This is a genomic window from Bradyrhizobium sp. 613_E4_N2_2 (genome assembly GCF_052075995.1).
GTDB lineage: Bacteria > Pseudomonadota > Alphaproteobacteria > Rhizobiales > Xanthobacteraceae > Bradyrhizobium > Bradyrhizobium barranii.
Genome location: NZ_CP197234.1, coordinates 974,967 through 998,876 on the forward strand (window position 1 = coordinate 974,967; position 23,910 = coordinate 998,876).

The 23,910-nt window shown below is 64.7% G+C and carries 24 protein-coding genes; 14 read left to right on the forward strand and 10 right to left on the reverse strand.

The features are described from left to right. Positions 1–8 precede the first annotated feature (8 nt). The 6 genes from AB7290_RS04535 (at position 9) to AB7290_RS04560 (ending at position 6,814) form a co-directional block, all read left to right on the forward strand. The gene (locus AB7290_RS04535; RefSeq protein ID WP_085403449.1) at positions 9–1,757 is read left to right on the forward strand and encodes a type I secretion system permease/ATPase; all 1,749 of its coding nucleotides are present in this window, start codon (positions 9–11) and stop codon (positions 1,755–1,757) included. Beyond that, the gene (locus AB7290_RS04540) at positions 1,754–3,088 is read left to right on the forward strand and encodes an HlyD family type I secretion periplasmic adaptor subunit (RefSeq protein ID WP_085403450.1); all 1,335 of its coding nucleotides are present in this window, start codon (positions 1,754–1,756) and stop codon (positions 3,086–3,088) included. Before AB7290_RS04535 ends, AB7290_RS04540 begins: the two co-directional genes overlap by 4 nt. 215 nt (positions 3,089–3,303) lie before the next feature. Next, positions 3,304–4,773 carry an AMP nucleosidase gene (locus AB7290_RS04545; protein ID WP_085403451.1) on the forward strand — a complete coding sequence of 490 codons (1,470 nt, stop codon included), beginning with the start codon at positions 3,304–3,306 and terminating at the stop codon, positions 4,771–4,773. Between the two features lie 120 nt (positions 4,774–4,893). Beyond that, complete coding sequence (locus AB7290_RS04550) at positions 4,894–5,511, forward strand: tetratricopeptide repeat protein (protein WP_085403452.1); 618 nt, start codon at positions 4,894–4,896, stop codon at positions 5,509–5,511. 135 nt (positions 5,512–5,646) lie between these two features. Then, positions 5,647–5,922: a DUF1488 family protein gene (locus tag AB7290_RS04555; RefSeq protein ID WP_063980827.1), complete on the forward strand. Its 276-nt coding sequence runs from the start codon at positions 5,647–5,649 to the stop codon at positions 5,920–5,922. A gap of 67 nt (positions 5,923–5,989) precedes the next feature. Then, positions 5,990–6,814 carry a hypothetical protein gene (locus AB7290_RS04560; protein ID WP_135216240.1) on the forward strand — a complete coding sequence of 275 codons (825 nt, stop codon included), beginning with the start codon at positions 5,990–5,992 and terminating at the stop codon, positions 6,812–6,814. A gap of 29 nt (positions 6,815–6,843) precedes the next feature. Here the strand turns inward: AB7290_RS04560 and AB7290_RS04565 are convergent, their stop codons facing one another. Beyond that, on the reverse strand, positions 6,844–7,881 hold the full coding sequence (locus AB7290_RS04565; protein WP_441253359.1) for an alpha/beta hydrolase family protein: 1,038 nt from the start codon (positions 7,879–7,881) through the stop codon (positions 6,844–6,846). 54 nt (positions 7,882–7,935) lie between these two features. Beyond that, complete coding sequence (locus tag AB7290_RS04570; RefSeq protein ID WP_085403454.1) at positions 7,936–8,418, reverse strand: CinA family protein; 483 nt, start codon at positions 8,416–8,418, stop codon at positions 7,936–7,938. A 141-nt stretch (positions 8,419–8,559) separates the two neighbouring features. Between AB7290_RS04570 and AB7290_RS04575 the strand changes: the two genes are divergently transcribed. Genes AB7290_RS04575 through AB7290_RS04585 form a run of 3 tightly spaced genes read left to right on the forward strand, consistent with a single transcriptional unit; the run spans position 8,560 to position 11,165 of the window. Next, positions 8,560–9,618, forward strand: a complete 1,059-nt coding sequence (locus AB7290_RS04575; protein WP_167768238.1) for an amidohydrolase family protein — start codon at positions 8,560–8,562, stop codon at positions 9,616–9,618. A gap of 24 nt (positions 9,619–9,642) precedes the next feature. Continuing rightward, a complete protein-coding gene (locus tag AB7290_RS04580; RefSeq protein WP_085403456.1) occupies positions 9,643–10,752 on the forward strand; it encodes an amidohydrolase family protein in 1,110 nt (369 codons plus the stop codon). Then, positions 10,752–11,165, forward strand: coding sequence for a Rieske (2Fe-2S) protein (locus AB7290_RS04585; protein WP_028149261.1), 414 nt, complete (start codon positions 10,752–10,754; stop codon positions 11,163–11,165). The genes AB7290_RS04580 and AB7290_RS04585 overlap by 1 nt, the downstream gene beginning before the upstream one ends. Positions 11,166–11,300: 135 nt before the next feature. On the opposite strand, the gene AB7290_RS04590 is transcribed toward AB7290_RS04585, so the two are convergent. Further along, the gene (locus AB7290_RS04590; RefSeq protein ID WP_071916835.1) at positions 11,301–12,632 is read right to left on the reverse strand and encodes an MFS transporter; all 1,332 of its coding nucleotides are present in this window, start codon (positions 12,630–12,632) and stop codon (positions 11,301–11,303) included. Between the two features lie 143 nt (positions 12,633–12,775). Continuing rightward, a complete protein-coding gene (locus AB7290_RS04595) occupies positions 12,776–13,675 on the reverse strand; it encodes a transcriptional regulator GcvA (protein WP_063980834.1) in 900 nt (299 codons plus the stop codon). Between the two features lie 110 nt (positions 13,676–13,785). Here AB7290_RS04595 and AB7290_RS04600 point away from each other — a divergent pair, with 110 nt between their 5' ends. After that, the gene (locus AB7290_RS04600; RefSeq protein ID WP_063980835.1) at positions 13,786–13,989 is read left to right on the forward strand and encodes a DUF1127 domain-containing protein; all 204 of its coding nucleotides are present in this window, start codon (positions 13,786–13,788) and stop codon (positions 13,987–13,989) included. A gap of 70 nt (positions 13,990–14,059) precedes the next feature. Further along, positions 14,060–14,683: a GNAT family N-acetyltransferase gene (locus AB7290_RS04605; protein WP_085403457.1), complete on the forward strand. Its 624-nt coding sequence runs from the start codon at positions 14,060–14,062 to the stop codon at positions 14,681–14,683. A 54-nt stretch (positions 14,684–14,737) separates the two neighbouring features. Here AB7290_RS04605 and AB7290_RS04610 read toward each other — a convergent pair whose 3' ends face one another. After that, positions 14,738–15,577 (reverse strand): oxidoreductase, encoded by an 840-nt coding sequence (locus tag AB7290_RS04610; RefSeq protein ID WP_085403572.1) that lies wholly within the window; start codon positions 15,575–15,577, stop codon positions 14,738–14,740. A 120-nt stretch (positions 15,578–15,697) separates the two neighbouring features. Between AB7290_RS04610 and AB7290_RS04615 the strand changes: the two genes are divergently transcribed. Further along, positions 15,698–16,588: a LysR family transcriptional regulator gene (locus AB7290_RS04615; RefSeq protein ID WP_085403458.1), complete on the forward strand. Its 891-nt coding sequence runs from the start codon at positions 15,698–15,700 to the stop codon at positions 16,586–16,588. Positions 16,589–16,712: 124 nt separating this feature from the next. On the opposite strand, the gene AB7290_RS04620 is transcribed toward AB7290_RS04615, so the two are convergent. From AB7290_RS04620 to AB7290_RS04630, 3 genes are all read right to left on the reverse strand, one after another. Then, positions 16,713–16,883: an RNA polymerase sigma factor region1.1 domain-containing protein gene (locus AB7290_RS04620; protein ID WP_085403459.1), complete on the reverse strand. Its 171-nt coding sequence runs from the start codon at positions 16,881–16,883 to the stop codon at positions 16,713–16,715. Between the two features lie 64 nt (positions 16,884–16,947). Beyond that, a complete protein-coding gene (locus AB7290_RS04625; RefSeq protein ID WP_085403460.1) occupies positions 16,948–17,778 on the reverse strand; it encodes an enoyl-CoA hydratase in 831 nt (276 codons plus the stop codon). Positions 17,779–17,890: 112 nt separating this feature from the next. Next, on the reverse strand, positions 17,891–18,592 hold the full coding sequence (locus AB7290_RS04630; protein WP_085403461.1) for an SDR family NAD(P)-dependent oxidoreductase: 702 nt from the start codon (positions 18,590–18,592) through the stop codon (positions 17,891–17,893). Between the two features lie 222 nt (positions 18,593–18,814). On the opposite strand from AB7290_RS04630, the gene AB7290_RS04635 reads away from it, so the two are divergent. Continuing rightward, on the forward strand, positions 18,815–20,599 hold the full coding sequence (locus AB7290_RS04635) for an acyl-CoA dehydrogenase family protein (protein WP_085403462.1): 1,785 nt from the start codon (positions 18,815–18,817) through the stop codon (positions 20,597–20,599). Positions 20,600–20,644: 45 nt separating this feature from the next. Continuing rightward, on the forward strand, positions 20,645–21,733 hold the full coding sequence (locus tag AB7290_RS04640; protein WP_085403463.1) for a Zn-dependent alcohol dehydrogenase: 1,089 nt from the start codon (positions 20,645–20,647) through the stop codon (positions 21,731–21,733). A gap of 149 nt (positions 21,734–21,882) precedes the next feature. Here AB7290_RS04640 and AB7290_RS04645 read toward each other — a convergent pair whose 3' ends face one another. Further along, the gene (locus AB7290_RS04645) at positions 21,883–22,236 is read right to left on the reverse strand and encodes a nuclear transport factor 2 family protein (RefSeq protein WP_085403464.1); all 354 of its coding nucleotides are present in this window, start codon (positions 22,234–22,236) and stop codon (positions 21,883–21,885) included. 126 nt (positions 22,237–22,362) lie between these two features. Beyond that, positions 22,363–23,835, reverse strand: coding sequence for an amidase (locus AB7290_RS04650; RefSeq protein ID WP_085403573.1), 1,473 nt, complete (start codon positions 23,833–23,835; stop codon positions 22,363–22,365). Between the last annotated feature and the right edge of the window lie 75 nt (positions 23,836–23,910).

Consider the following 23,910-nt stretch of genomic DNA (forward strand, 5'->3'; position numbering starts at 1 on the left):
TCAGACTGATGGCAGCCGTACCCGGCGTCCGCCGTTCAGAGCTCGGTGACGCCTTGCGTGCTTGTCGCACGGCGTTCGTCGGCGTCGGCTTGATGAGCTGCATGATCAACCTGCTCTATCTGACTGGGTCGATCTTCATGCTGGAGGTCTACGACCGGGTTCTGCCGAGCCGCAGCGTTCCGACTCTCGTCGGCCTGATCATCATCGCCAGCTTCCTCTATATGGCGCAGGGCATGCTCGACATGATCCGAAACCGGATCCTGGGGCGGATCGGCACGGCGCTTGATGAAGCCCTCAACAAGCGCGTGTTCGACACCGTCGTGCGCCTGCCGCTCCTGGTCGGCAGCCGCAACGAGGGCCTGCAGCCGCTGCGCGACCTCGACAATGTCCGCTCGTTCCTCGGCGGCATGGGCCCGAGCGCGTTCTTCGACCTGCCCTGGCTGCCGCTCTATCTCGCCATCTGCTTCGCCTTCCACGTCATGATCGGCCTCACCGCTCTGGTCGGCGCCATCATCCTGGTCGGGCTGACGCTGGTCACCGAATTCATGTCCCGCCAGCCGGCGAAGGACGCGATGGGCCTCGCCGCCCAGCGCAACGATCTCGCCGCCTCCAGCCGGCGCAACGCCGAAGTCATGGTCTCGATGGGCATGACCGGCCGGATGAACCAGCGCTGGAGCGAAGCCAACGAAAAATACCTCGACGGCAATCAGCGTGCGAGCGACGTCGCCGGCGGCCTCGGTGCGGTCGCAAAAGTGCTGCGCATGATGCTGCAATCGGCCGTGCTCGCAGTCGGCGCCTATCTCGTCATCCACCAGGAAGCGACCGCAGGCATCATCATTGCCGGCTCGATCCTCTCCGCCCGCGCGCTCGCGCCGGTCGATCTCGCCATCGCGCACTGGAAATCCTTTGTCGCGGCACGTCAGAGCTGGCAGCGCCTCACGCGCCTGCTGGAGCAGATGCCGCCGCAGACGATGCCGACCCAGTTGCAGGCGCCCACCAGTCGTCTGTCGGTCGAAGGCATCGCCATGGTGCCGCCGGGCGATCAGCGCCTCATCGTGCAGGACGTCAGCTTCGCGCTCACCGCCGGCAATGGCCTCGGCGTGATCGGGCCGAGCGGCTCCGGTAAATCGTCGCTGATCCGCGCGCTTGTCGGCGTCTGGCATCCGGTCCGTGGCAAGGTGCGGCTCGACGGCGCGGCGCTCGACCAGTGGGCCTCCGACATGCTCGGCCGCCACATCGGCTATCTGCCGCAGGACGTCGAATTGTTCGGCGGCACCATCGCGCAGAACATCAGCCGTTTCGATCCCGAGGCCACCTCTGACGGCATCATTTCCGCGGCGAAGGAAGCCGGCGTGCACGAGATGATCATCAAGATGCGCGAGGGCTACAACACGCAGGTCGGCGAGCAGGGCACCGCGCTCTCCGCGGGCCAGGCGCAGCGCGTGGCGCTGGCGCGCGCGCTCTACGGCAGCCCGTTCCTGATCGTGCTCGACGAGCCAAATTCCAATCTCGACACCGAAGGCGACGAGGCGCTGACCCGCGCGATCCGCAGCGCGCGCGAGCGCGGCGCCATCGTCATCGTGGTGGCGCATCGCCCGATCGGCGTCGAGGCGGTCGACCAGATCCTGGTGCTGCGCGACGGCCGTATGCAGGCGTTCGGGCCGAAGGAGCAGGTGCTTGCCCAGGTGCTCCAGCCGCGCGTGACGCCGCCGGCACCGATCAAGATCGTCAGCGAAGGCGGAGTGCCCAAGTCATGAGCACGATGGCTATCGGCGGCAGGAAGCCCGCCGCGAAGAGGACCGTGCGGGATTCCATCAGGTTTCATCTGATGCTCGGGCTGGCCATCGTGCTGGCCCTCGTCATCGGTCTCGGCGGCTGGGCGTCGACGGTGCTGATCTCGGGAGCCCTGATCGCGCCGGGCCAGGTCGTGGTCGAATCCAACGTCAAGAAGGTACAGCATCCGACCGGCGGCGTGGTCGGCGAGCTGCGTGCCCGCGACGGCGACGTGGTCAAGGCCGGCGATATCGTGGTGCGGCTCGACGACACGGTCACCAAGGCGAACCTCGCCATCGTCACCAAGAATCTCGACGCCGCGCTGGCGCGCACGGCGCGGCTCCAGGCCGAGCAGCGCGGTGTCGACAAGATCGAGTTTCCGCAATCGCTCCTCGATCGCGGCAACGATCCCGACGTCAAGAACCTGCTCTCCGCCGAAACCAAGTTGTTCGACGTCCGCGTCAATGGCCGCGCCGGGCAGAAGGCGCAGCTCCGCGAGCGTGTCCAGCAGCTCAACGAGGAGATCGAAGGACTCTCCGCGCAGGAAAAGGCCAAGGACAGGGAGATCGTCCTGGTGCAGCAGGAGCTGGTCGGTGTCCGCGATCTCTACGAGAAGCACCTGGTGCAGATCTCGCGCCTGACCACGCTGGAACGCGACAGCGCCCGCCTCAACGGCGAGCGCGCGCAATACATCGCCTCGCGCGCGCAGGCCAAGGGCAAGATCACCGAGACCGAGCTCCAGATCATCCAGGTCGACAAGGACATGGTGAGCGAGGTCTCCAAGGATCTGCGCGAGACCAACGACAAGATCGGTGAAATGATCGAGCGCAAGGTCGCCGCCGAAGACCAGCTCCGCCGCGTCGATATCCGTGCGCCGCAGGACGGCATGGTGCTGCAATCGACGGTGCATACCGTCGGCGGCGTCGTCACCGCCGGCGATGCGCTCATGCTGATCGTGCCGCAGGCGGACGATCTCCAGGTCGAGGCCAAGGTCAATCCTGTCGATATCGACAAGCTCCAGATCGGCCAGAAGACGCTGCTGCGCCTGTCCGCGTTCAACCAGCGCACCACGCCCGAGCTCAACGGCGTCGTCAGCCGCGTTTCGCCCGACGTCACCACCGACCAGCGCACCGGCCAGAGCTACTACACCATCCGCGTGTCGATGTCCCCGGAAGAGGTCGCCAAGCTCGGCGACTCCAAGCTGATCCCCGGCATGCCGGCGGAAGCCTTCGTCCAGACCGGCGACCGCACCATGCTGTCCTATCTGATGAAGCCGCTGCACGACCAGCTGATGCGGGCCTTCCGCGAGAAGTGACGCGCGAAAGCGCGTCGTCCCGGAGCGCGCTTAGCGCGCATCCGGGATCTCGGGCGACATACGCGATCTCGTAGGGTGGGCAAAGGCGCAACGCGCCGTGCCCACCGCTCTTCGTGCGATGATCAAGATGGTGGGCACGCTCCGCTTTGCCCACCCTACAGCACCTTCTTCTTTGCTATAGTTCGACTCAAGCCCAGCAACCCGGCGGTCGAACAATGCAGTCCCCACCCTCCATCGCCACCAAATCCTTCACCGACGCCGTCCTCGCCGTCGCCCGCCTCGAGGAAATCTACGAGCGCAACACGAAATTCCTGCGCGACCGGTTCGAGGCCTATGTCAACGGCGAGGCGATCACGACGCGGGTGCGGGCCTATTATCCCTTCGTCCGCGTCACCACCGCGACGTATGCGCGGCTGGACTCGCGTCTGGCCTACGGCTTCGTCGCCGGCCCCGGCGTGCACGAGACCAGCGTCACGCGGCCGGATCTGTTCCGCGCCTATCTCACCGAGCAGATCGGATTGTTGATCCAGAACCACGGCGTTCCCGTCGAGATCGGCGAATCCGCCGAGTCGATCCCGATCCACTTCGCCTATCGCCGCGACATCAACATCGAAGCCGCCATCACCACCAGCCAGAATTCCCTTGTGACGCGATCGCTGCGCGATGCGTTCGACGTGCCCGACCTCGCCACCATGGACGATTCGATCGCCGACGGCACCTTCGAACTCCAGCCAGGCGCGCCCGAGCCGTTGTCATTGTTTCGCGCCGCCCGTGTCGATTATTCGTTGCGGCGGCTCTATCACTACACCGGCACCGATCCGGAGCATTTCCAGAATTTCGTGATCTTCACCAACTACCAGTTCTATGTCGATGCCTTCGCGCAGCTCTGCCAGCAGCGGCTGCAGTCCGGCGAAGCCGGCCTCGAAGCCTTCGTCGCGCCCGGCAATGTGATCACGGGCAGCGGCGGCGCAACCAGCGGGGTGGCGCCTGCCCGCGCGCCGCAGATGCCGGCTTTCCATCTGGTCGCGCCTGGCTATCGCGGCATCACCCTGATCAACATCGGCACCGGCCCGTCGAACGCGCGCAACGTCACGGATCACGTCGCAGTGCTGCGCCCACATGCCTGGCTGATGCTCGGCCATTGCGCAGGCCTGCGCAACACGCAGCGGCTCGGCGACTACGTGCTTGCCCACGGCTATGTACGCGAGGACCACGTGCTCGACCGCGAGCTGCCGCTCTGGGTGCCGATCCCGGCACTGGCCGAGATGCAGGTCGCGCTCGAACAGGCGGTCGAGGACGTCACCGGCCTCGAAGGTTTCGAGCTGAAGCGCCTGATGCGCACGGGCACCGTCGCGAGTGTCGACAACCGCAACTGGGAGATCTCGGGGCCCGAGGTGATCCGCCGCATGTCGCAGTCGCGCGCGGTCGCGCTCGACATGGAATCGGCCGCGATCGCCGCCAACGGCTACCGCTTCCGCGTTCCCTACGGCACGCTGCTGTGCGTCTCCGACAAGCCGCTGCATGGCGAGATCAAGCTCGCGGGCATGGCCAGCGAATTCTACCGCCGCCGCGTCGGCCAGCATCTCGAGATCGGCCTGAAGGCGCTGGAGCGGCTCAAGCAGCAGGAATCGGAACGGCTGCATTCGCGAAAGCTGCGAAGCTTCGCCGAGGTCGCGTTCCAGTAAAGGACAACGTGACTGTCGTACGAACGCTGACGTCTCTGTGAGCACAGTGTCCCGGAATATCGCGGCCGACGCAGGGTTATCACGTCGTCCGGGGCCGCTTGAACAGGACAGGAGGCAGACATGATCATAGCGATGATCAGGCTCGTCACGCTCGGTACATTTGCGGCAGTACTGTTGAGCTCGCCGGCCTTTGCCGCCGGCGGCGGCGGTGGTGGCGGCGGGGGCGGCATCAGCTCCACCGATCCCTATGCCGGAGCCTATGCGGATCCGAGGCCGCAGCCGCAGCCAGTCTACCCGAAACGCTGGGGCACCAAGGCGACACACAAAGGCAGGAAGCCGAACAACCAGTCCAGTATCGGCGATCCCGCTTTCGCGGCCGGCTACCGCGTGGCTTATGACACCATCTACGAGCGCAACGACTATGCGACCGCGATCGCGGAATTAAAATCGCTCGGCCATGACGACCATCCGAACGTCGCCAACCTCATCGGCTATTCCTACCGCAAGCTCGGCGACTACGAGCAGTCGCAGGTCTGGTACGAGCGCGCGTTGAAGGCAGATCCGAACCACGTATTGACGTGGCAGTATTACGGGTTGTGGCAGCTCGAGCGGGGTAACCGCGAGCAGGCGCTCTATCATCTCAGCCGGATCGCTGCGATCTGCGGGACGGATTGTGAGGAGTATCGATCGCTGGCCGCGGCACTCGACAAGCCGACCGGCACGGCGCTCGCCTACTGACGTTGGAGCCGGGCCGACCGACGGAAGCTCGCTGTTGATGAACATCGCATGACAGCGATGCCTCCTGGCGCGGATGGTGACAAAGCGCCAGATTTTCAGCATTGTCCCGTTCGGGGGCGCGAACGGGACAATTGAATGCCGCTGTCGCGCGACAGGATCATCGGCCACGACCTCGAACGGTTGGCCTTTCGCTTCACGATGATGCGTGAGGATGAGGTCGTGCATTGCCAGATCAGCGATGCCGCGATGGACGAGCTCGCGGGCATGCAGGGCACCGAGAGCAGCGCGCGCCAGGCGCAGTTCCTATCCCTGCGTGAGACCATCGAGCGGCTCGCGTCGGATATCTATGACGAAGCGCCGCGGGTCCAGGGATATGTGGTGCGGATCTTCATGCGGCATCTGGCAAGATAGCAGGGCATCCGCGCAACTCGCCACGGCTGCGAAAGGATTCATTAAGGGCAGCCTGTAGTTGCAATGGATGGCGGTGACCCGGCGTGAGATGATCTCTCGCGGTAACCCACACCAAAACTCTCACATGACCAGAAGATCAATCCTGCTGCTCGTCGTCGTCGCCCTGCTGGCCGGAAACCTGGCATATGCGAGCCTCTCCGGGCCGAGCGCGTTTGCGCGCGATTTCGATCAGAACATCGCGCGCTTCCCTTTGGCCGCGTCGATTGCCCGCAGCGATCCCGCGCTCAGGGCGGTCTTCCTTCGGGAGACCGAAGAGGCCTTCAACGAGGGCGGATGGTCCGCCGCCAATGGTGCACTCAACATGATCCTGGCGAGCGAGATGGAAGTCTATGCCGACGACGAGCACATCAATGCCCTGGACCGGGCGGAACTGGCGACCCTCCTGAAGCTCGCGAGCAACCCGTTGGCTTGCAAGTCCTATCTGTTGGCCGGTTCCCAGCGCGGTGAGTTTACGGACGCAGCGCAAGAGGTTGCGGATCTTGGTGCGGCACATGGGGCGGCGATCGCAAACGGCTTCGAACGCAGGATGAAGGGTGTTGCCCGGACGCAGGCGAGCGACGCTGAAATCGCAGCGGTCGAAACGCAATTGCGTCTGGGGCCATTCGCGGAGCTCACCCGGCAGGAGCTTGGCGCCCAGTCGAGATACCTCGGCGGCAACGCCGCTCTGATGTGCAGCGCGGCGACCAAGAAGCAGCTCAATCTGCTTTCAATGGACAGTGCCGACTCGGCCTCCGCCTCGCGCAAGCGGAGAGCCGGGAATTACAACATCGATGTCGTCGAGGTTCGCGCGAAGCTATGCCGCGAGCCCGGCAACGGCTTGTCCTGCTCTTAGGCCGGCGCGGCGCCGGGCCGTGGGCCGCGTTACGGCTTGGCGCTTTCGGCGAAATACTTGCGGAAGAACGCAACGACATCTGCGTGAAGCCGTCGGTGGAAATCGACGCGATCGAAATCCGGCGCATCGGTGCAGACGGCGGGCGCCTCCCGGGCGTCCTTTGGGGTGCAGGTCGCGAGGAAGGAAAAATGCCGGGCATTGTCCACGAAATGGTAGTCCGGCTTGATCGGAAGCCTTTGATTGATCGCTGCCGCACAGCATCCGGATAGACCATCGGCATTCTGCGCGGGGTCAGAACTCCACAATTGAACCGGCACTGTTATCGCTTTCAGATTCTCCTCCGGGAAGACGAACACCGGATAGGGATCGATGATGACTGCGGCCTTGACGCGCCTATCATGGGTCGTCGGCTGATCAGGAAGCTCGCCGCTTTCGAGCTGCTTGCACGCCTTCAGGCTGGAGGTCTCGCAATTTGGCAATCCCTTGCGCAGATCGGGATTGCCGCCGATGACGACGAGGCCGGTGTAACCGCCAAACGAAAACCCGTAGAGCCCGATGCGCTGAGGATCGATGCGGGATGCGTCCGGCCACCCGTCCAGCATATAGTCGATGAGCCGGCTCATATCCGTGGGGCGCTCGACGAGAACCGAAAGACTGTCGGTGCGGCTGGTGTCACGCATGGTGTCGCCGGGATGATTGAGCGCCGCCACGACGAACCCGGCATCGGCCAAAGCCGCGGCGGTGTCATGGTGACCGCCGAACCATCCTCGGCGGCCGTGCGACATCACGATGAGTGGAAGCTTTTCTCCGGTGACCGGACATGCGGGCACGGCGAAGAAGGTGGCGCCACGCGCATCCATCTCGCGAGGTGGCTCTGCACACGGAGTCCAGACCAGCAATCGGATTGCCGGTCCCGCCGGACCGGCAGGAATGTCGAAGTTTCTGACCCCGGCGGCTTGCGCCGTCGTTATCCCAAGGACGAGCAGGGCAGCGAAGACGAACGCAGGAAGTTGCATCATTGCTCCTATCGCGCCTGGGCGGTGACGCGCTCGCTCATGCGCCGGCACGACGGTCAGTCCGGCAAGAGATGGGGAGCGCGTGCGGTTCCCATGTGAGGGCGTTCACCCCTCCAGCTTCCGCAGCAACAGCTTCAGCGCGGTGGCAGCAAACACCTGCATGTTCGCAAACCGGTCGTTGTTGCCCGTCTCCAGCGTGATCACCTCCGCCGCAGGGCCAGCGACGGCCATGCAACTGTGCCCGGCGGCGTCGCCGTAGCGGTTGCCGGTGGGGCCGGCGGCGCCGGTTTCGGACAGGCCCCAGTCGCAGCTGAAGCGGCTGCGCATCTGTTCGGCGAGGAGCCTCGCATATGGCTCCGACGAGGAACGAAAGCCCTTCATTCCTTCGTCCGAAATATCCATCAGCTCACGCCTGGCATCGCGGGTGTAGACCACGGCGCCGCCGAGGAAATAGGCGGAGGCGCCGGGCACCGCGAGCAGGCTGGCCGAGATCAGGCCGCCGGTCGAGGATTCAGCCACTGCAATGGTCTGTTTGCGCGCGATTAGTCGGGCCGCAACCTGTTCCGCAATGCCGACGAGCTCTTTCATCCCTTTAACCTCTCAGTCCTCGCAACGGAGCTGTGCCTTCCTAGCATATGACAGCGGCCTTGGCCGAGTTGCGGGCGACGGGCAGGCCTGCTTGAATGGTGGGCAAGACAAAACGTGACGAGGAAACGTGAAGGAGACGTGATGGCGTCCCTGATCGCCGGCGGGGTGGATTGCGACGTGCATCCGGCCGTGCCGCATCTGACCAGCCTGCTGCCGTACCTGAATGACTATTGGCGCGATCAGGTGACGACGCGCGGCATGGTCGACCTTGTCTCGCAATCCTATCCGCAGAACTCGCCGATCGTTGCGCGTCCCGATTGGCGGCCGGAAACCGGCAAGCCCGGCGCAAGCCTGGAGGACATGCAGCGCCATCTGCTCGAACCCTTCCAGCTTAAGCACGCCATCTGCAATCCACTCTACGGCGTGCAGATGGTGTTTTCGGAAGATTTGCAGGCCGCCTTCTGCCGCGCGTTGAACGAGTGGCTGGTGAAGGAATGGCTCGATCGCGATTCACGGCTGCGTGGTTCGATCGTGATCCCCACGCAAAGTGTCGAGAAAGCCGTCGCCGAGATCGAGCGCTGCGCACAGGACCGCCGCTTCGTGCAGGTGCTGATGCTGGTCATGGGCGACACGCCGCTCGGCAAGCGCGCGCTGTGGCCGATCTACGAAGCGGCGGAACGGCTCCAGCTGCCCGTCGGGATTCACGCCGGTTCCGCCTATCACAATCCGCCGACTGCCGTGGGCTGGGGTTCCTATCACATCGAGGATTATGTCGGTCAGGCCCAGGCGTTCCAGACTCAGCTCACCAGTCTGATCGTCGAGGGCGTGTTCGCCAAATATCCGCAGCTGAAAATGGTCATGCTCGAATCCGGCGTCTCCTGGATCTCCCCTTTTCTCTGGCGCCTGCACAAGTTCTGGCGCGGGGTGCGAATGGAGACGCCATGGATCGATCGCGCGCCGCTCGACATTGTGCGCAGCAACATCCGGTTCTCTTTACAGCCATTTGATGCGCCGCCGGAACCTGAGACATTAATTCGCCTGTTTGATCATATGCAGTCCGACGAATTGGTTCTATTCTCCACGGACTATCCGCACTGGCAATTCGACGGCCAGGACGCGCTGCCCGAGGGCCTCACCCCCGATCTCGTGCGCAAGATCATGATCGAAAATCCACATGCGACCTATCCCCGCCTGACTTAGCCCGCTGCCAAAGGAGGCAAGGCGATGAACGTCCAATTCCGCGAGAGCACCGAAGCCGCTTCCCCACTGACCGTCAAAACCGCAATCGCGGACTGCGACATCCATCCGGCACGCGCCACCCGCACCGAGCTCTATCCTTATCTGGCGAAACGCTGGCAGCATCATCTCGAAGTCTACGGCGTCCATGCCTATCAGGGCATGATGGAAGGCCCGCCCTATCCGAAGGCCCAGCCCAACGCCTCGCGTCGCGACGCCTATCCGCCGGAAGGCGGGCCGCAGGGCTCTTCGTTGTCCTTCATGCGGAAGCAGCTGCTCGATCCCAACAACGTGGAACTCGGCGTGCTCAATCCGCTCAACACCGGGCAGGGCATCCGCAATCACGAGCTTTCGGCGGCGCTGTGCTCGGCGATCAACGACTGGCAGATCGACAAATGGACCAGCAAGGACAAGCGTCTGAAGGCGTCCATTGTCGTCGGCAATGAGGACGGCCTGTCGGCCGCCGCTGAGATCCGCGAGCGCGCCGGCGACAAGAATTTCGTGCAGGTGCTGCTGCTCAGCCGCAATGTCGAGCCGCTCGGCCAGCGCCGTTACTGGCCGATCTATCAGGCCGCGGAAGAGGCAGGGCTTCCCGTCGGCGTGCACGCTTTCGGCTTCGGCGGCAATCCGATCACGCCGTCCGGCTGGCCTTCCTATTACATCGAGGAGATGGTGGGCCACTCGCAGTGTCAGCAATCGGCGCTGGCGAGCCTTGTCTTGGAAGGCGTGTTCGAGCGCTTTCCGAAGCTGAAGATGGTGATGATCGAGGCTGGCTTCGGCTGGGCCCCGTCGCTCGCCTGGCGGCTCGACAAGGTCTGGCACCGGCTGCGCAGCGAAGTGCCGCATGTGAAGCGGCCGCCGTCGGAATATATCCGCGAGCAGGTGTGGTGGACCACGCAGCCGATGGAGGACCCGGAGCGGCGCGAGGATCTGTTCGACGTCATCAAATGGATCGGCTGGGACCGACTGCTGTTCGCGACCGACTATCCGCATTGGGACTATGACGAGCCGTCGCGCGTGCTGCCGGCGGGCGTCAGCGACGCCAACCGCGAAGCGTTCTATCTCGGCAATGCGCGCAAGCTCTATGGGATTGCTTGATGGCGCGGCACGTGATTGCGGCGGTGGATGAGCTTCCGCCGGGCACGCGAAAATTTCTGGAGATCGACGGACGGCCGATCGCGGTCTTCAACATCAAGGGCGAGTATTTCGGCCTGATGAACCGCTGCCCGCATCAGGGCGCCGCGCTGTGCGAGGGCCCGCTGATCGGGCTCGCGCAATCAAAGGATCCCGGCGAGATCGAATACACCAAGCTCGGCGAGATCATCCGCTGCCCCTGGCACGGTTGGGAGTTCGACATCCGCACCGGCCAGTCCTATTGCGACCCCCGCCGCTTCCGCGTGAAGGCCTATCCGGCGCATGTCGAGCCGGGTGCGAGTGTGGTGAAGGGCCCGTATGTCGCCGAGACCATCCCGGTGAAGGTCGAGAGCGATTACGTGGTGGTGGAGCTTTAGGTTGCTGTCATTCCGGGGCGATGCGAAGCATCGAGCTCTGATGCGCAATTGCGCATCGGAGAATCCATCGTGCCGCAAGAATGTTGGGAGAAATGGATTCCGGGTTCGCCTCTTCGAGGCGCCCCGGAATGACCATCAGTGGCTCACCGCCGGCGCCGCTTCACCGGTCGCATCGTACGTCGTCACCGCTTGGCGGCCACCGCGATAGACGATCGATGCGGCAATGATGCCAAGCGCAGCGGCGAACATCAGCCAGAAGCCGGGTGAGGCTTTGTTGCCGGTGTAGTCGATCAGCAAGGTCGAGGCGAATGGCGTGAACGTGCCGAACAGCGCGGCGGCGAGCGCGAAGGCCAGCGAGAAGCAGGTGGTGCGGACATGCGCCGGCACGATCTCGACGAGAGCACCGAGCATGGTGCCGCTGTACATGCCGAAATAGAACGAGAACAACATCTCGACCGCGAGCAGTTTGCCGAAAGTCGGCGCGGCGACCAGCCAGGACAGTGCCGGGTAGGCGGTGACGAGCGCCAGGCCGGCGATGGCGAGCAGTACCGGCTTGCGGCCGATGCGATCGGACAGCGCGCCGCCGACGGGATTCCAGAAGAAGTTGGTCACGGCGACGAGCAGCGTCACGAGCAGTGCGTCCTGCGTCGAGAGCTTCAGCACCGTCTTGCCGAAGGTCGGCGTGTACACGGTGACGAAGTAGAATGTCGTCGTGGTCAGGACCGCGATCATCATGCCGAGGATGACGATGCGCCAGTTGGCGAGCGCGGAGGCGAACACCTCGTTTGCCGTCGGGTGCTTCTTCATGGCGAGGAAGGCCGGCGTTTCCTCGAGCGTCCGCCGCAGCATGAAGATCAGGGGAATGATGAGGCAACCGACGAAGAAGGGAATGCGCCAGCCCCAGGCGGTCACGACGTCCGCCGGCATCACCTCGGACAGGATGAAGCCGAGGATCGAGGCCACGAAGATCGCGACCTGCTGGCTCGACGACTGGAACGAGGTGTAGAAGCCGCGATTGCCGGGCGTGGAGATCTCCGCGAGATAGACCGAGACGCCGCCGAGCTCGACGCCGGCGGAGAAGCCCTGCAGCAGGCGGCCGATCAGCACGATGACGGGCGCCGCGATGCCGATGGTCGCATAGCTCGGGCAGAACGCGATCACGACGGTGCCGATGGCCATGATGCCGAGCGTGACGATCAGGCCCTGGCGGCGGCCGATGCGGTCGATGTAGGCGCCGAGCACGATCGCGCCGACGGGGCGCATCAGCGCGCCGAGCCAGAACACGCCAAAAGTGTTGAGCAGCGAGGCTGTCTCGTTACTGGAGGGAAAGAACGCCTTGCCGATGGCGGCGGCATAGAAGCCGAACAGGAAGAAATCGAACTGCTCGAGAAAATTGCCGGAGGTGGCGCGCAGGATCGCGCCGATGCGCGACTTGATCTCGGGCGGATTGGTTGCTGGTCCAGCCATGACGTTTCTCCCCTGGAAGGCGCGGCCGGACCGGAACTCATTTCACGGCAAGGCATCAGATTGTCGGCTGCGACAATCTGTCCTACCCCTCTCGCGCGGGGCGCGGCGAGTCAATCGATTTCACCGGGGAAGCTGATGATTTTTCACGCTTTATTCTGCGTTGCAGCGATCATCCACTCGCGGAACGCGGCCAGCTTCGGCGCCTCGCGCCGGCCCTCCGGCGCGACCAGGTAGAAGCCGGCATCGGCCGGCAGCGCGATCTTGAAGGGCACCACGAGCCGGCCCTTGGCGATGTCGTCCTGGACGTAGGAGGTTCGCCCCATTGCCACGCCGATGCCGTCGATTGCGGCCTGGATGGTCATGAAGATCATGTCGAAGGTGATGCCGGGCTGCCTGGCGATGTCGCCCGGAAGGCCGGCCGCCGTCAGCCATAGCCGCCAGTCATCGCTGTTGGCATTGGAGGTGTGCAGCAGCGGATAGCCCTTGAGATCCTCAGGCTGGCGCAGCGGCTTGTCGCCGCGCAGCAGCGACGGACTGCACACCGGAAACAGCTCGTCCGCCATCAGCCAGTCGGCGCGCAGGCCCGGCCATTGACCGCGGCCATAGCGAATCGCGGCATCGACATTGTCGCGCTGGAAATCGACGAGGCTGGTCGAGGTGGTGATGCGGACGTCGATGCCGGGGTGCTGCTCCTGGAAATCGGTCAGCCGCGGCAGCAGCCATTTCGCGGCGAGCGATGCCAGCGTCGAGACGGTCAGCACCTTGTCGTCGTCCTTGCGCAGCAGCCGGTCGGTCGCAAGGCGGAGGTCGTTGAAGGCGGCGCGGACGCCCGGCAAATAGTCGCGCGCTTCCGGCGTCAGCGCCAGCGCGCGGTTCTGCCGGACGAACAGGCGGATGCCGAGCTCCTCCTCGAGCCGCCGGATCTGATGGCTGATCGCGGTCTGGGTCACGTTCAGCTCGGACGCGGCCAGCGTGAAGCTGAGATGGCGCGCGGCGGCCTCAAAGGCCCGCAATCCGTTCAGGGAGGGCAATCTGGCAGTCATCTGGCAGCAGGATGCATGACGTTATTTCATGCGAAGGGGTACAAATTGTCGTTTGTCGCAGCGCGGTAGCAAGCAGATATTGGCGGCGATCTTAGCTCAAGGAGCTGAAAATGTCTACTTTGACCCACAATTCGATGACAAATCATCATGCACCCGGCCTCATCCAGCAGATCGGCGAGACGCTTCACGTCTGGCACGAGCGCTACCGGACCCGCCGCGAACTGACCCACTGGACGGCCCGCGATCTCCACGACGTTGGCCTGTCCTGGACCGACATCGCCTACGAGGCTGACAAACCCTTCTGGCGGGCCTGATTGGCCGCCAGGCCGGCGCCGCCTGATCACAGGGGCGCCGGCGGTCCCTCTTTCCGCAAGGGCTCGTGTCATGAGCACTCTTCGCCTGGAAGATCTGAAGCAATATTCGGACGTGCTGCGCACCCGGCAGGGTGAGGCGATCAACGTTCGCTTCGTCGAGCCGCGCGACACCGAGGAGCTCCAGCACTATTTCCGCTCGCTCTCGACCCGCTCCCGCTACAACCGCTTCTTCGGTGCGATCAGCGAATTGCCGAAGGGCCTGCTGAGCGAGTTCCTCGACGTTGGAGCGCGCGAGCGCTTCACCGTTGTTGCGACCAAGATGGTCGACGGCTTCGAGACCATCGTCGCCGAAGCGCGCTACGCCTTCCATCCAGAGACCTCCACACTCGAGTTCGGCCTGTCGGTCGACGACCGCTGGCAGGGCCACGGCATCGCCACCGCGCTGATGAAGAATCTCGAATGCCGCGCGGCAGCTCTTGGTGCCGAGCATATGTTCGGCGACACGCTGCGCTCCAACGAGACCATGATCTCGCTCGCCCGCAAATCCGGTTTCGCTTTCGTCAATCATCCCGACGACTGGAAGCTGGTGCGCTTCAACAAGGAGATCGCCGTCGCACCGAAAGACATTCCCTGCGCGAGCTGGCGCCTCGCCGCCCTTTCCCGTCAGGCCGACAGCCCCTCAGCCTCGGCCTGACACCACTGCGAGCCCGGCCTGGTCATCCAGGGCCGGGCCTTTTTTTGCCTTCGCTTATGCGCCGTCATTGGCGAAGTCGGTCGAGGTCGCGACCGATCGCCATCCCGCCAGCTCCCGCGCAACGAATGCGTTCTTCGCCTCGATCCGCTCCACCGTGTCGCTGCCGAGCGGCAGGCGCAGCGGCGGGTTCTTGGCATCGACCAGCGTCAGGAAGGCCTGCGCCAGCTTGCGCGGATCGCCGCGCTGGCCGTGGTTGAATTCGGCGGCGTGAGCGCGGGTCTTGCCGACGCTCTCGTGATAGTCGTCGATCACCTGCGCGGTGCGCGACAGCGAGGTGTCGTCGAGGAAGTCGGTGCGGAAGAAGCCCGGCTCGACCACGGTGACCTTGATGCCGAGTGGCGCGACTTCGCCGGCCAGCGCTTCGCTTAGACCCTCGACCGCGAACTTGGTCGCGCCATAGACGCCCCACCCGGGATAACCGGTGTAACCGCCGACCGACGAGATGTTGATGACGTGGCCGGAACGCTGGCGGCGCATATGCGGCAGCACCGCGCGGGTGACGCCGAGCAGGCCGAACACATTCGTGCCGAACAGCTTTTGCGTCTCCGCGCCGCTGGCCTCCTCGATCGCGCCGAGCAGGCCGTAGCCGGCATTGTTGACCAGGATATCGATGCGGCCGAACTTTTTAACGGCCTGACCTGCGGCCTCATGCGCCTCGGTCTCACTTGTGACGTCGAGCCGGGTTGCCAGCAGACGCTCGTGGCTGCCGAGCCGCGCCGTGACGGTGGACGGATCGCGCGCGGTCGCGACCACGGCGTCACCTGCCTTCAAGGCGGCTTCGGCGATCAAAGCGCCAAATCCGCGGGATGCTCCTGTGATGAACCAGACACGCATGATGTTGCCCTTTCCAATTTGGTCCGGCGGTGTGCCGAAGCCGACGGGCAAGGTGTAGCGGCTCGCTATAGCTGAGATAATCAGCTATATATTTTGCAAGCTCTTGAGAAAAATTCATCAATGCGGATCGACCCGTCCGACCTCGCGACCTTCCTCGCCATCGCCCGCCACCGCAGTTTTCGCGCGGCGGCGACCGAGCTCGGCGTCACGCCATCGGCGCTGTCCCACGCTTTGCGCAATGTCGAAGAGCGGCTCGGCCTGCGCCTCGTCAACCGCACCACCCGCAGCGTCGCGCTCACCGAGGCCGGCGAGCGGCTGTTTGCCCGCATCACGCCGGCCTTTCGCGACATCGACGACGCGCTCGAGGACCTCAACAATTTCCGCGGCAAGCCCGCCGGCACGCTGCGCTTCACCGCCGCGCGCCAGTCCGCGCAGCTGGTGCTGCTGCCGATCGTGACGCGCTTCTTGAAATCATTCCCCGACGTCAGCGTCGAGATCGTCATCAACGACGCCCTGATCGACATGGTCGCGGCCGGCTTCGATGCCGGCGTGCGTTTCGGCGAGACCATTGCCGCCGACATGATTGCGGTCCCGATCGGCCCGCGGCACCGTTTTGCCGTGGTCGGCACGCCCGGGTTCTTCAAATCGCGCAAGCCGCCCACCACGCCGCGCGACCTGAAAGGCCTGCCCTGCATCCGCTACCGTTTCACCTCAGGCGCGCTCTATCATTGGGAATTCGAGCGCGGCGGCATCGAGCTCGCGATCGACGTCGCGGGACCGCTGACGATGAACGACCAGGATCTGATGGTCGATGCCGCCCTCGACGGCATCGGGCTCGCCTACGTGTTTGAGGCGCAGGTCGAAGCGCTGCTCGCCAAGCGCAAGCTGGTTCGCGTGCTCGCTGACTGGTGCCCGGCCTATCCCGGCTTCTTCCTGTACTACCCAAGCCGCCGCCAATTGCCGGCCGCGTTGCGCGCGTTCGTGGATTTCGCGAGGGCGCCCGCCAAGTAGTGAGCTGCGTAGCCCGGATGGAGCGAAGCGCAATCCGGGATTCGTGCCACGTGCGCCAGCGGCCCCGGATTACGCTCCGCTCCATCCGGGCTACGGACCTACTACGAGGACGGAGGAGCGAACCTTACTCCTCCGCAATCCAGATACCCCGGTCGCTCAAAGCGGTCAGTATGGCCTCGATGTCTTCCGGTTCCAGCCTGGTGGACGGCATCAGTTCGTTCAGTTGATCGAACGTGACATACCCAGTCTTCTCCGCCAGGAGCACGGCTTTCCGCACAATCTCAGACCAATCCATTCAGCCCTCCTGAAAATGGGGTACCTACTCTATGGAATGATCTGATGGTCTTGGCTGCGTAGCCCTACTTCCCCGTGAACACTGCCTTCCGCTTCTCGATGAAGGCTTGCACGGCTTCCTTGTGATCAGCGGTCGTGGTCAGGCGGATCAGCCGTCCGGCTTCGTGGTCGCGAGCGGTCTCGAAATCGAACAGCAGCGCCTCGTCGAGATTGTCCTTCATGTAGCGCAGCGCCTGACGCGGGCCTTCGGCGAGCGACTTGGCCAGCGCAAAGGCCTCGTCTTGCAGCCTGTCGTCGGGCACGACGCGGTTGACGAGGCCGATGGCCTCGGCACGCGCGGCGTCGACGCGATCGCCGGTGAACAGCAGCTCGCGGGCCCGCGCGGTGCCGACCAGCCGGGTGAGCAGCCAGGCGATGCCGTAGTCGCCGGAAAGCGCGATGCGGGCGTAGCCGGTGGCGACGAAGGCCGATTGCGCGGCGATGCGGATGTCGCAGGCCATGGCAATGGCGAGCCCGGCGCCGACCGCGGGACCGGGCAGGGCGGCGATGGTCGGCTTGCGCACCGAGACCAGCGCGCCGGTGAGCAGCCGCTGCCGTTCCTGGAGATCGGCGACCTTGTCGTCAAAGGACATGTCGAGCTTGGCTTGGTCGCGATGCGCGCCCATGCCCTTGACGTTGCCGCCGGCACAGAAGGCCGCGCCCGCGCCGGTGATCAGCAGCGCGCCGACTTCGGGGCTCTCGCCGCAGGTGCGGATCATCGTCCGCAGAGCCGGCGTCAAGGTGTCAGACAGCGCGTTGCGCGCCTCCGGCCGGTTCAGCGTGATCACCGCGACGCGGTCGCGGATGACGCAGAGGAGTTCGTTGGTGCCGGTGTCGATGGTGGTTTCCGTGGTCATTGTTTCCCGCCCTTGTAGGGTGGGCAAAGCGTAGCGTGCCCACCATCTGTTTGTTCATTCACGGCGGTGGGCACGGCGCTATGCGCCTTTGCCCACCCTACGACAGCTCAACTCAAAACTTCTCCACCCACGGCCGCAGCTCCAGCTCCCAGCTCCAGGCGCTACGCGGTTGCTGCAGTACATTCCAATAGCTCTGCGCGATTGCATCAGGATCGAGCATCGAATCCGGCTTGTCGGCGGGTTCGGTCCGCGCCGCGCTGCGGATGCCGCCGTCGATCACGAAATGCGCAATGTGGATGCCCTGCGGCGAGAGCTCGCGCGCCAGGCTCTGCGCCAGCCCGCGCAGCGCGAACTTGCCCATCGCGAATGAGGCCGACTGCGCATAGCCCTTGACGCTGGCGGACGCGCCGGTGAACAGGATCGCGCCGTGCTTGTTCGGCAGCATGCGCTTGGCCGCCTGCTGCGCCACCAGGAAGCCGCCATAGGCGCTGATCGCGATCGCCTGCGCGACATCGGCCGGAACGAGATCGACGAACGGCCCGCGCGTGCGGCCGCTGGCGTTGTAGACGACGAGGTCGGGCGTGCCGATCTCGCGTTCGACCAGGCCGAACAGCCGCTCGACCTCCTCAGGCTCGGTGGCGTTGCAGGCATAGGCCTTGGCGCCGGTCTCGCGACAGAGCGCGCCTAATTTCTCGATCTTGCGCGCGGCCAGCGCGACGCGGATGCCTTGCGCGGACAGCAGACGCGCCAGCGAGGCGCTCAGGCCTTCGCCGGCGCCGACGATGAGGGCGATCTTGTATTTCGGATGTTCCATGGCGTGATCTCTCGGAGACGGGAAGCCGCTGATCTATGCATCCGCCGTGCGGACAACCAGCCGGGTCGATCATAATTCCGCAGAGCGAATTGCTCCTTCACGGCGATCATGCCTCCCTGACAATTTGCGGCTTTATCCGCCTTTGCGACTGGAGCATGATCGACATCATCCCAAGCGGCAAGCGATAAGAATTGCCGTCGGGCGGGAACGAAGAGGACGATCATGCACAAGCCGGTCACAGGTGAGCCAAAAAGTGTCGCGGCCGCACCATCCGGTCTGCTGGCGCCCGATACATCAGGCATGAATTTCTATCGCGCCGATCCGGCGCTAACGGATCTGTTGCGTATCCATCTGCCGGACACGCTCTTCCGCCACATCGAGCCGCATCTCGATCGCCTCGGCGAACTCGCCGGCGGCCATCTCGACGAATGCGCGCGGCTCGCCGACCGGCACACGCCGGTACTGCACCAGCGCGACAAGTTCGGCCGCGACGTGCAGTGGATCGAATATCACCCGGCCTATCGCGAACTGGAGAACGCCGCGTTCGGCGAGTTCGGCATCCATGCGTTGTCGATCCGCAAGGGCATCATGGGATGGCCGGACAAATATCCCGTCGTGGCCAAGCACGCCTTCACCTTCCTGTTCAACCAGACCGAATTCGGCATGGGCTGCCCGATCAACGTCACCGACGGCTGCGCCAAGCTCTTGGCGAATTTCGGCAGCGAGGCGCTGAAGGCGAAATATCTCGACGGCCTGACCCAGACCGACATGAGCAAGCTGACCCAGGGCGGCCAGTTCATGACCGAGAAGGAGGGCGGCTCCGATGTCGGTACACTGACCACGCGCGCCGCGCAGGAGGGCGACCATTGGCGCCTCCATGGCGAGAAATGGTTCTGCTCGAACGCCGATGCCAAGGTCGTGATGCTGCTGGCGCGTCCCGAAGGCGCCGGCCCCGGCACGCGCGGCGTCGGCCTGTTCCTGATGCCGCGCTTCCTCGACGACGGCTCGCAGAACCACTATCGGATCGTGCGCCTCAAGGACAAGCTCGGCACCCGCTCGATGGCCTCCGGCGAGATCAAGCTCGAAGGCGCGATCGCCTATGCGGTCGGCAAGCTCGACCGCGGCTTTGTGCAGATGGCCGAGATGGTCAATTCGTCGCGGCTCTCCAACGGCGTCAAATCCACCGCACTGATGCGCCGCGCCTATCATGACGCGATGACGGTGGCGAAGAACCGCGTGGTGTTCGGCAAGCGCATCATCGATCTGCCGCTCGGACGCCGGCAGATGCTGAAGATCATGCTGCCGGTCGAGCAGGCGCTGTCGATGAGTTTTCTGACTGCCGACGCGCTCGACCGCGCCGAGGCTGGCAGTCAGGAGGCGGCTGCGCTGCTGCGTATCCTGACCCCGACGCTGAAATTCCGTGCGACGCGCGATGCGCGCAAGGTCTGCGGCGACGCGCTCGAGATGCGCGGCGGCATCGGTTATATCGAGGAATTCGCCACGCCCCGCCTGCTGCGCGATGCGCATCTCGGCTCGGTCTGGGAGGGGACCGGCAACATCGTCGCGATCGATGCGCTCCGGCGCGCGGTCGGCCGCCACGGCGCCGAATCCGCGCTGTCAGCCGATCTGCATGCGCGGCTCGATGATAGCGTGTCGGTCCCGCAGGCCTGGCGCGACAATTTGCGCGGTCTCGTCGATCGTGCCGTCGGCTTCGCGCGCGAGGTCGCGGGCAATTCCGAGAACGAGGCCGATGCGCGGCGTGCGACCAGCCTGCTCTATCACGTCGCAAGCGCGGTCGCGCTCGCCTGGGAAGCGCATCGCATCCAGGAGATGCGCGGCGATGCGCGCCGCCTGCTGCTATCGCGGCTGGTGATCGACCATCGCGTGTCGCCGAGCGATCCGTTCCGGCTGACGGAAAATGCCGCGCAAGCGAAGATCGCCGCGCTGCTGCTCGGCGATCGCGACGCCGGCATGAGCGAGGTTGGCGAACTGGTTCTGGCAGCGTAGGCTGCACGCCACGCTCAAACCAAGAAACGCGATAGGGAGTGCTCGATGAAGGCCGCCGTCCTCTATGAAGTCAATCAGCCGCTGGTCATCGAGGATGTCAGCCTGCCGAAGCCGGGCCCGCGCGAGGTTTTGATCCGCACGGCGGTCGCCGGCCTCTGCCACTCCGACCTGCACTTCATGGAAGGCCTGTATCCGCATCCGTTGCCCGCGGTGCTCGGGCACGAGTCCGCCGGCATCGTCGAGCAGGTCGGCTCCGACGTGACTTACGTAAAGCCCGGCGATCACGTCGTGACGTGCCTGTCGGTGTTTTGCGGCACCTGCGACAATTGCACCACGGGCCGCACCGTGCTCTGCACCGACACCACCGTAAAGCTGCTGCCGGGCGCCTCCAACCGGATGCAATGGTCGAAGTCCGAGAAGCTGCATCAGTTCCTCAACCTCTCGTCCTTCGCCGAGCAGATGCTGGTGCACGAGAATGCGATCGTCAAAATCCGGAAGGAGATGCCGCTCGATCTCGCCGCGCTGATCGGCTGCGGCGTCATCACCGGCTACGGCGCGGTCGTGAACACGGCGAAGGTGACGGCCGGCGAGACCGTGGCCGTGATCGGCTGTGGCGGCGTCGGCATGGCCGCGATCAACGGCGCGCAGATCGCCGGCGCCGGACGCATTATCGCCATCGACACCAATCCGGCAAAGCTGCAGCTCGCGACCAAGCTGGGCGCGACCGACATCATCAATCCCGCCGACGGCGACGTCGTGAAGCAGGTGCGCGACCTCACCAATGGCGGCGTGCATCATTCTTTCGAGGTGCTCGGCCGCAAGGAGACCGCGGAGCAGGCTTTTGGCATGCTGGCGTCCGGCGGCACGGCCACCATCGTCGGCATGATTCCGTTCGGTCAGAAGATCGAGCTGCACGGCTTCGACTTCCTGCGCGAGCGCAGGATCCAGGGCTCATCGATGGGCTCCAACCATTTTCGCGTGGACATGCCGAGGCTGGTCGATTTCTACCTGCGCGGCCGGCTGCACCTCGAGGACTGGATCTCGGCCAAGCTGAAACTGCCGGAGATCAATGAGGGTTTTGCCAACATGAAGGCCGGCAAGACGCTGCGTAGCGTGATTGTGTTTGACAGCTAGCAACCGCAATGACGGTGTCATCGCCCGCGAAAGCGGGCGATCCAGTACTCCGCGGCGGAAGCTGTGTGAACCGACTATTGCCGCGGCGTACTGGATGCCCCGGTCAAGCCGGGGCATGACAGCGGAGTGTGAGGATGGCTGACCTCAACTCACCGCGACACGTGCGCTGACACCGCGAGCCACGTCCCGTTCTTCTTCGTCCAGCAATCCGTGTACCGCCCCGTTGCCTGCTGGCCGTCGGCGGTGGTGTAGCTGGTGGCGGCGTGGATGATGGCAAAATCGCCCATGATGCGGATGATGACATCATGCGCATGCAGATTGCGGATCGCAATCGGCCGTGCCGTCTGCTCCAGGAAGGCGGCGCGGTCGACCAATGTCTTGTCGGGATTGGAGCAAAAGAACTCCGGCGCGAGGATTTCGTCGAAGCGTTTAACGTCGCAGTTTTGCACGGAGGCGACATAGTCGTGGTTGAGCGTGGTGAGCTGGTCGAGGTCTTGGCTCATGACGTTTCTCTCCCTCTATGTTATTTTACTCCGTCATTGCGAGCGTAGCGAAGCAATCCAGAAATGTCTCCGCGGATGCAGTCTGGATTGCTTCGTCGCAAGGGCTCCTCGCAATGACGGGAGGCACTAGTCATTGAACAAAGGGGGCGGCACGAACCCGCCGAATTCGCGCTCGATCAGTTCGGCGAGCTTGAGCGGCGTGCGGTCTTCCAGCCACGGGCCGACGATCTGCACGCCGATGGGTAGTCCATCAGGCGCAAAGCCCGTCGGAATCGCGGTCGAGGGCAGACCGGGGAGCGTCGCGATGCCCGGCCAGGCGAGCTGGTCCGGATAGACGTGCTCCTTGCCGTCGATCTTGATCCGGCGCTTTTCCTGCTCGGGCGAATGGTCGTGGGGATAGGCTGCCGTCGGCATCACCGGGCAGATCACCGCGTCGTACGTCTTGAACAGCTCGCGCCATTGCGCCCGCAGCCGCGTGCGTCCGGCATTTGCCGCCTGCCAGTCGCGATGGTTGAGCGCGATACCGCGCAGCCGTTCGGCAGCCAAGCTGTTGTCGCCCTCTGGCAACGCCGCTGCGGCTGCCTTGGCGCCGGCGTAGACATCCGGCGCGAAGGTCGAGCCGAGGAACGACATCAGCATGCGCATATAGAGCCGCGAGGAGGCCGCGAAATCCGGCAGCAGCCGGCTGCTGCGCTCGATCTTGACGCCAGCCTTGGCGAGATTGTCGGCCAGCCGGTTGATCGTGCCGCGCACGGCGGTGTCGGTCGGCATCACCGGATCGGTGTCGATCACCAGCACGCGGAAATCCCTGAATGCCGTGTGGCGCGCCGCCGGCAGCTCGAGCCGGTAGGCGAGGCCAGCGTCGATCGGATCGGGCCCGGCCATCACGTCGAGCACAAGCGAAAGATCGGCGGCGCTGCGCGCCATCGGGCCGATCACCGAAAGATCGCGCTCGAACGGCAAAGGCGGCAGCGGCGGCGGCGTGTGGCCGCGCATGGCGACGAGGCTGAAGGTCGGCTTGTGCGCATAGATGCCGCAATGGAACGCCGGCACGCGCAGCGAGCCGCCGATGTCGGAGCCAATCGACAGCGGGCCATAGCCCGCGGCGAGCGCGGCAGACGAGCCGCCGGACGAGCCGCCCGGCGTGCGGCCGAGATCGTAGGGGTTGTTGGTGGTGCCGTAGATGTCGTTGTAGCTCTGCCAGTCGCCGAGTCCGAGCGGCACGTTGGTCTTGCCGACGATGACGGTGCCGGCGTCCTTCACCCGCGTGACTGGCAGTGCGTCTTCCTTTGCGACAAAATCCTTCTGCGCGGGAATGCCCCAGGTCGTGGGCAGGCCGGCGACGTTGTAGGATTCCTTCACGGTGATTGGGAGGCCGAGCAGCGGCTTCCGCTCGCCGCGCGCCCGCGCCGCGTCCGCGTCCCGCGCGGCGCTAAGCGCGCGGTCGAAATCCCGGACGCAGATCGCGTTGATCTTGCCGTCGTGACGTTCGATGCGATCGATCGCATCCTGCGTGAGCTCGACCGCGGAGACCTTCTTTGCGGTCAACGCGGCCGACATCTCGACCGCGCTCTTGTAACTCCATTCCGATTTCGCCACGACATGCTCCTGCGCTTCCCTGAAAGGATGATGCGCAGTTTGGCCCAAAGCCGCAACCGCCGTTTGATCGCGATT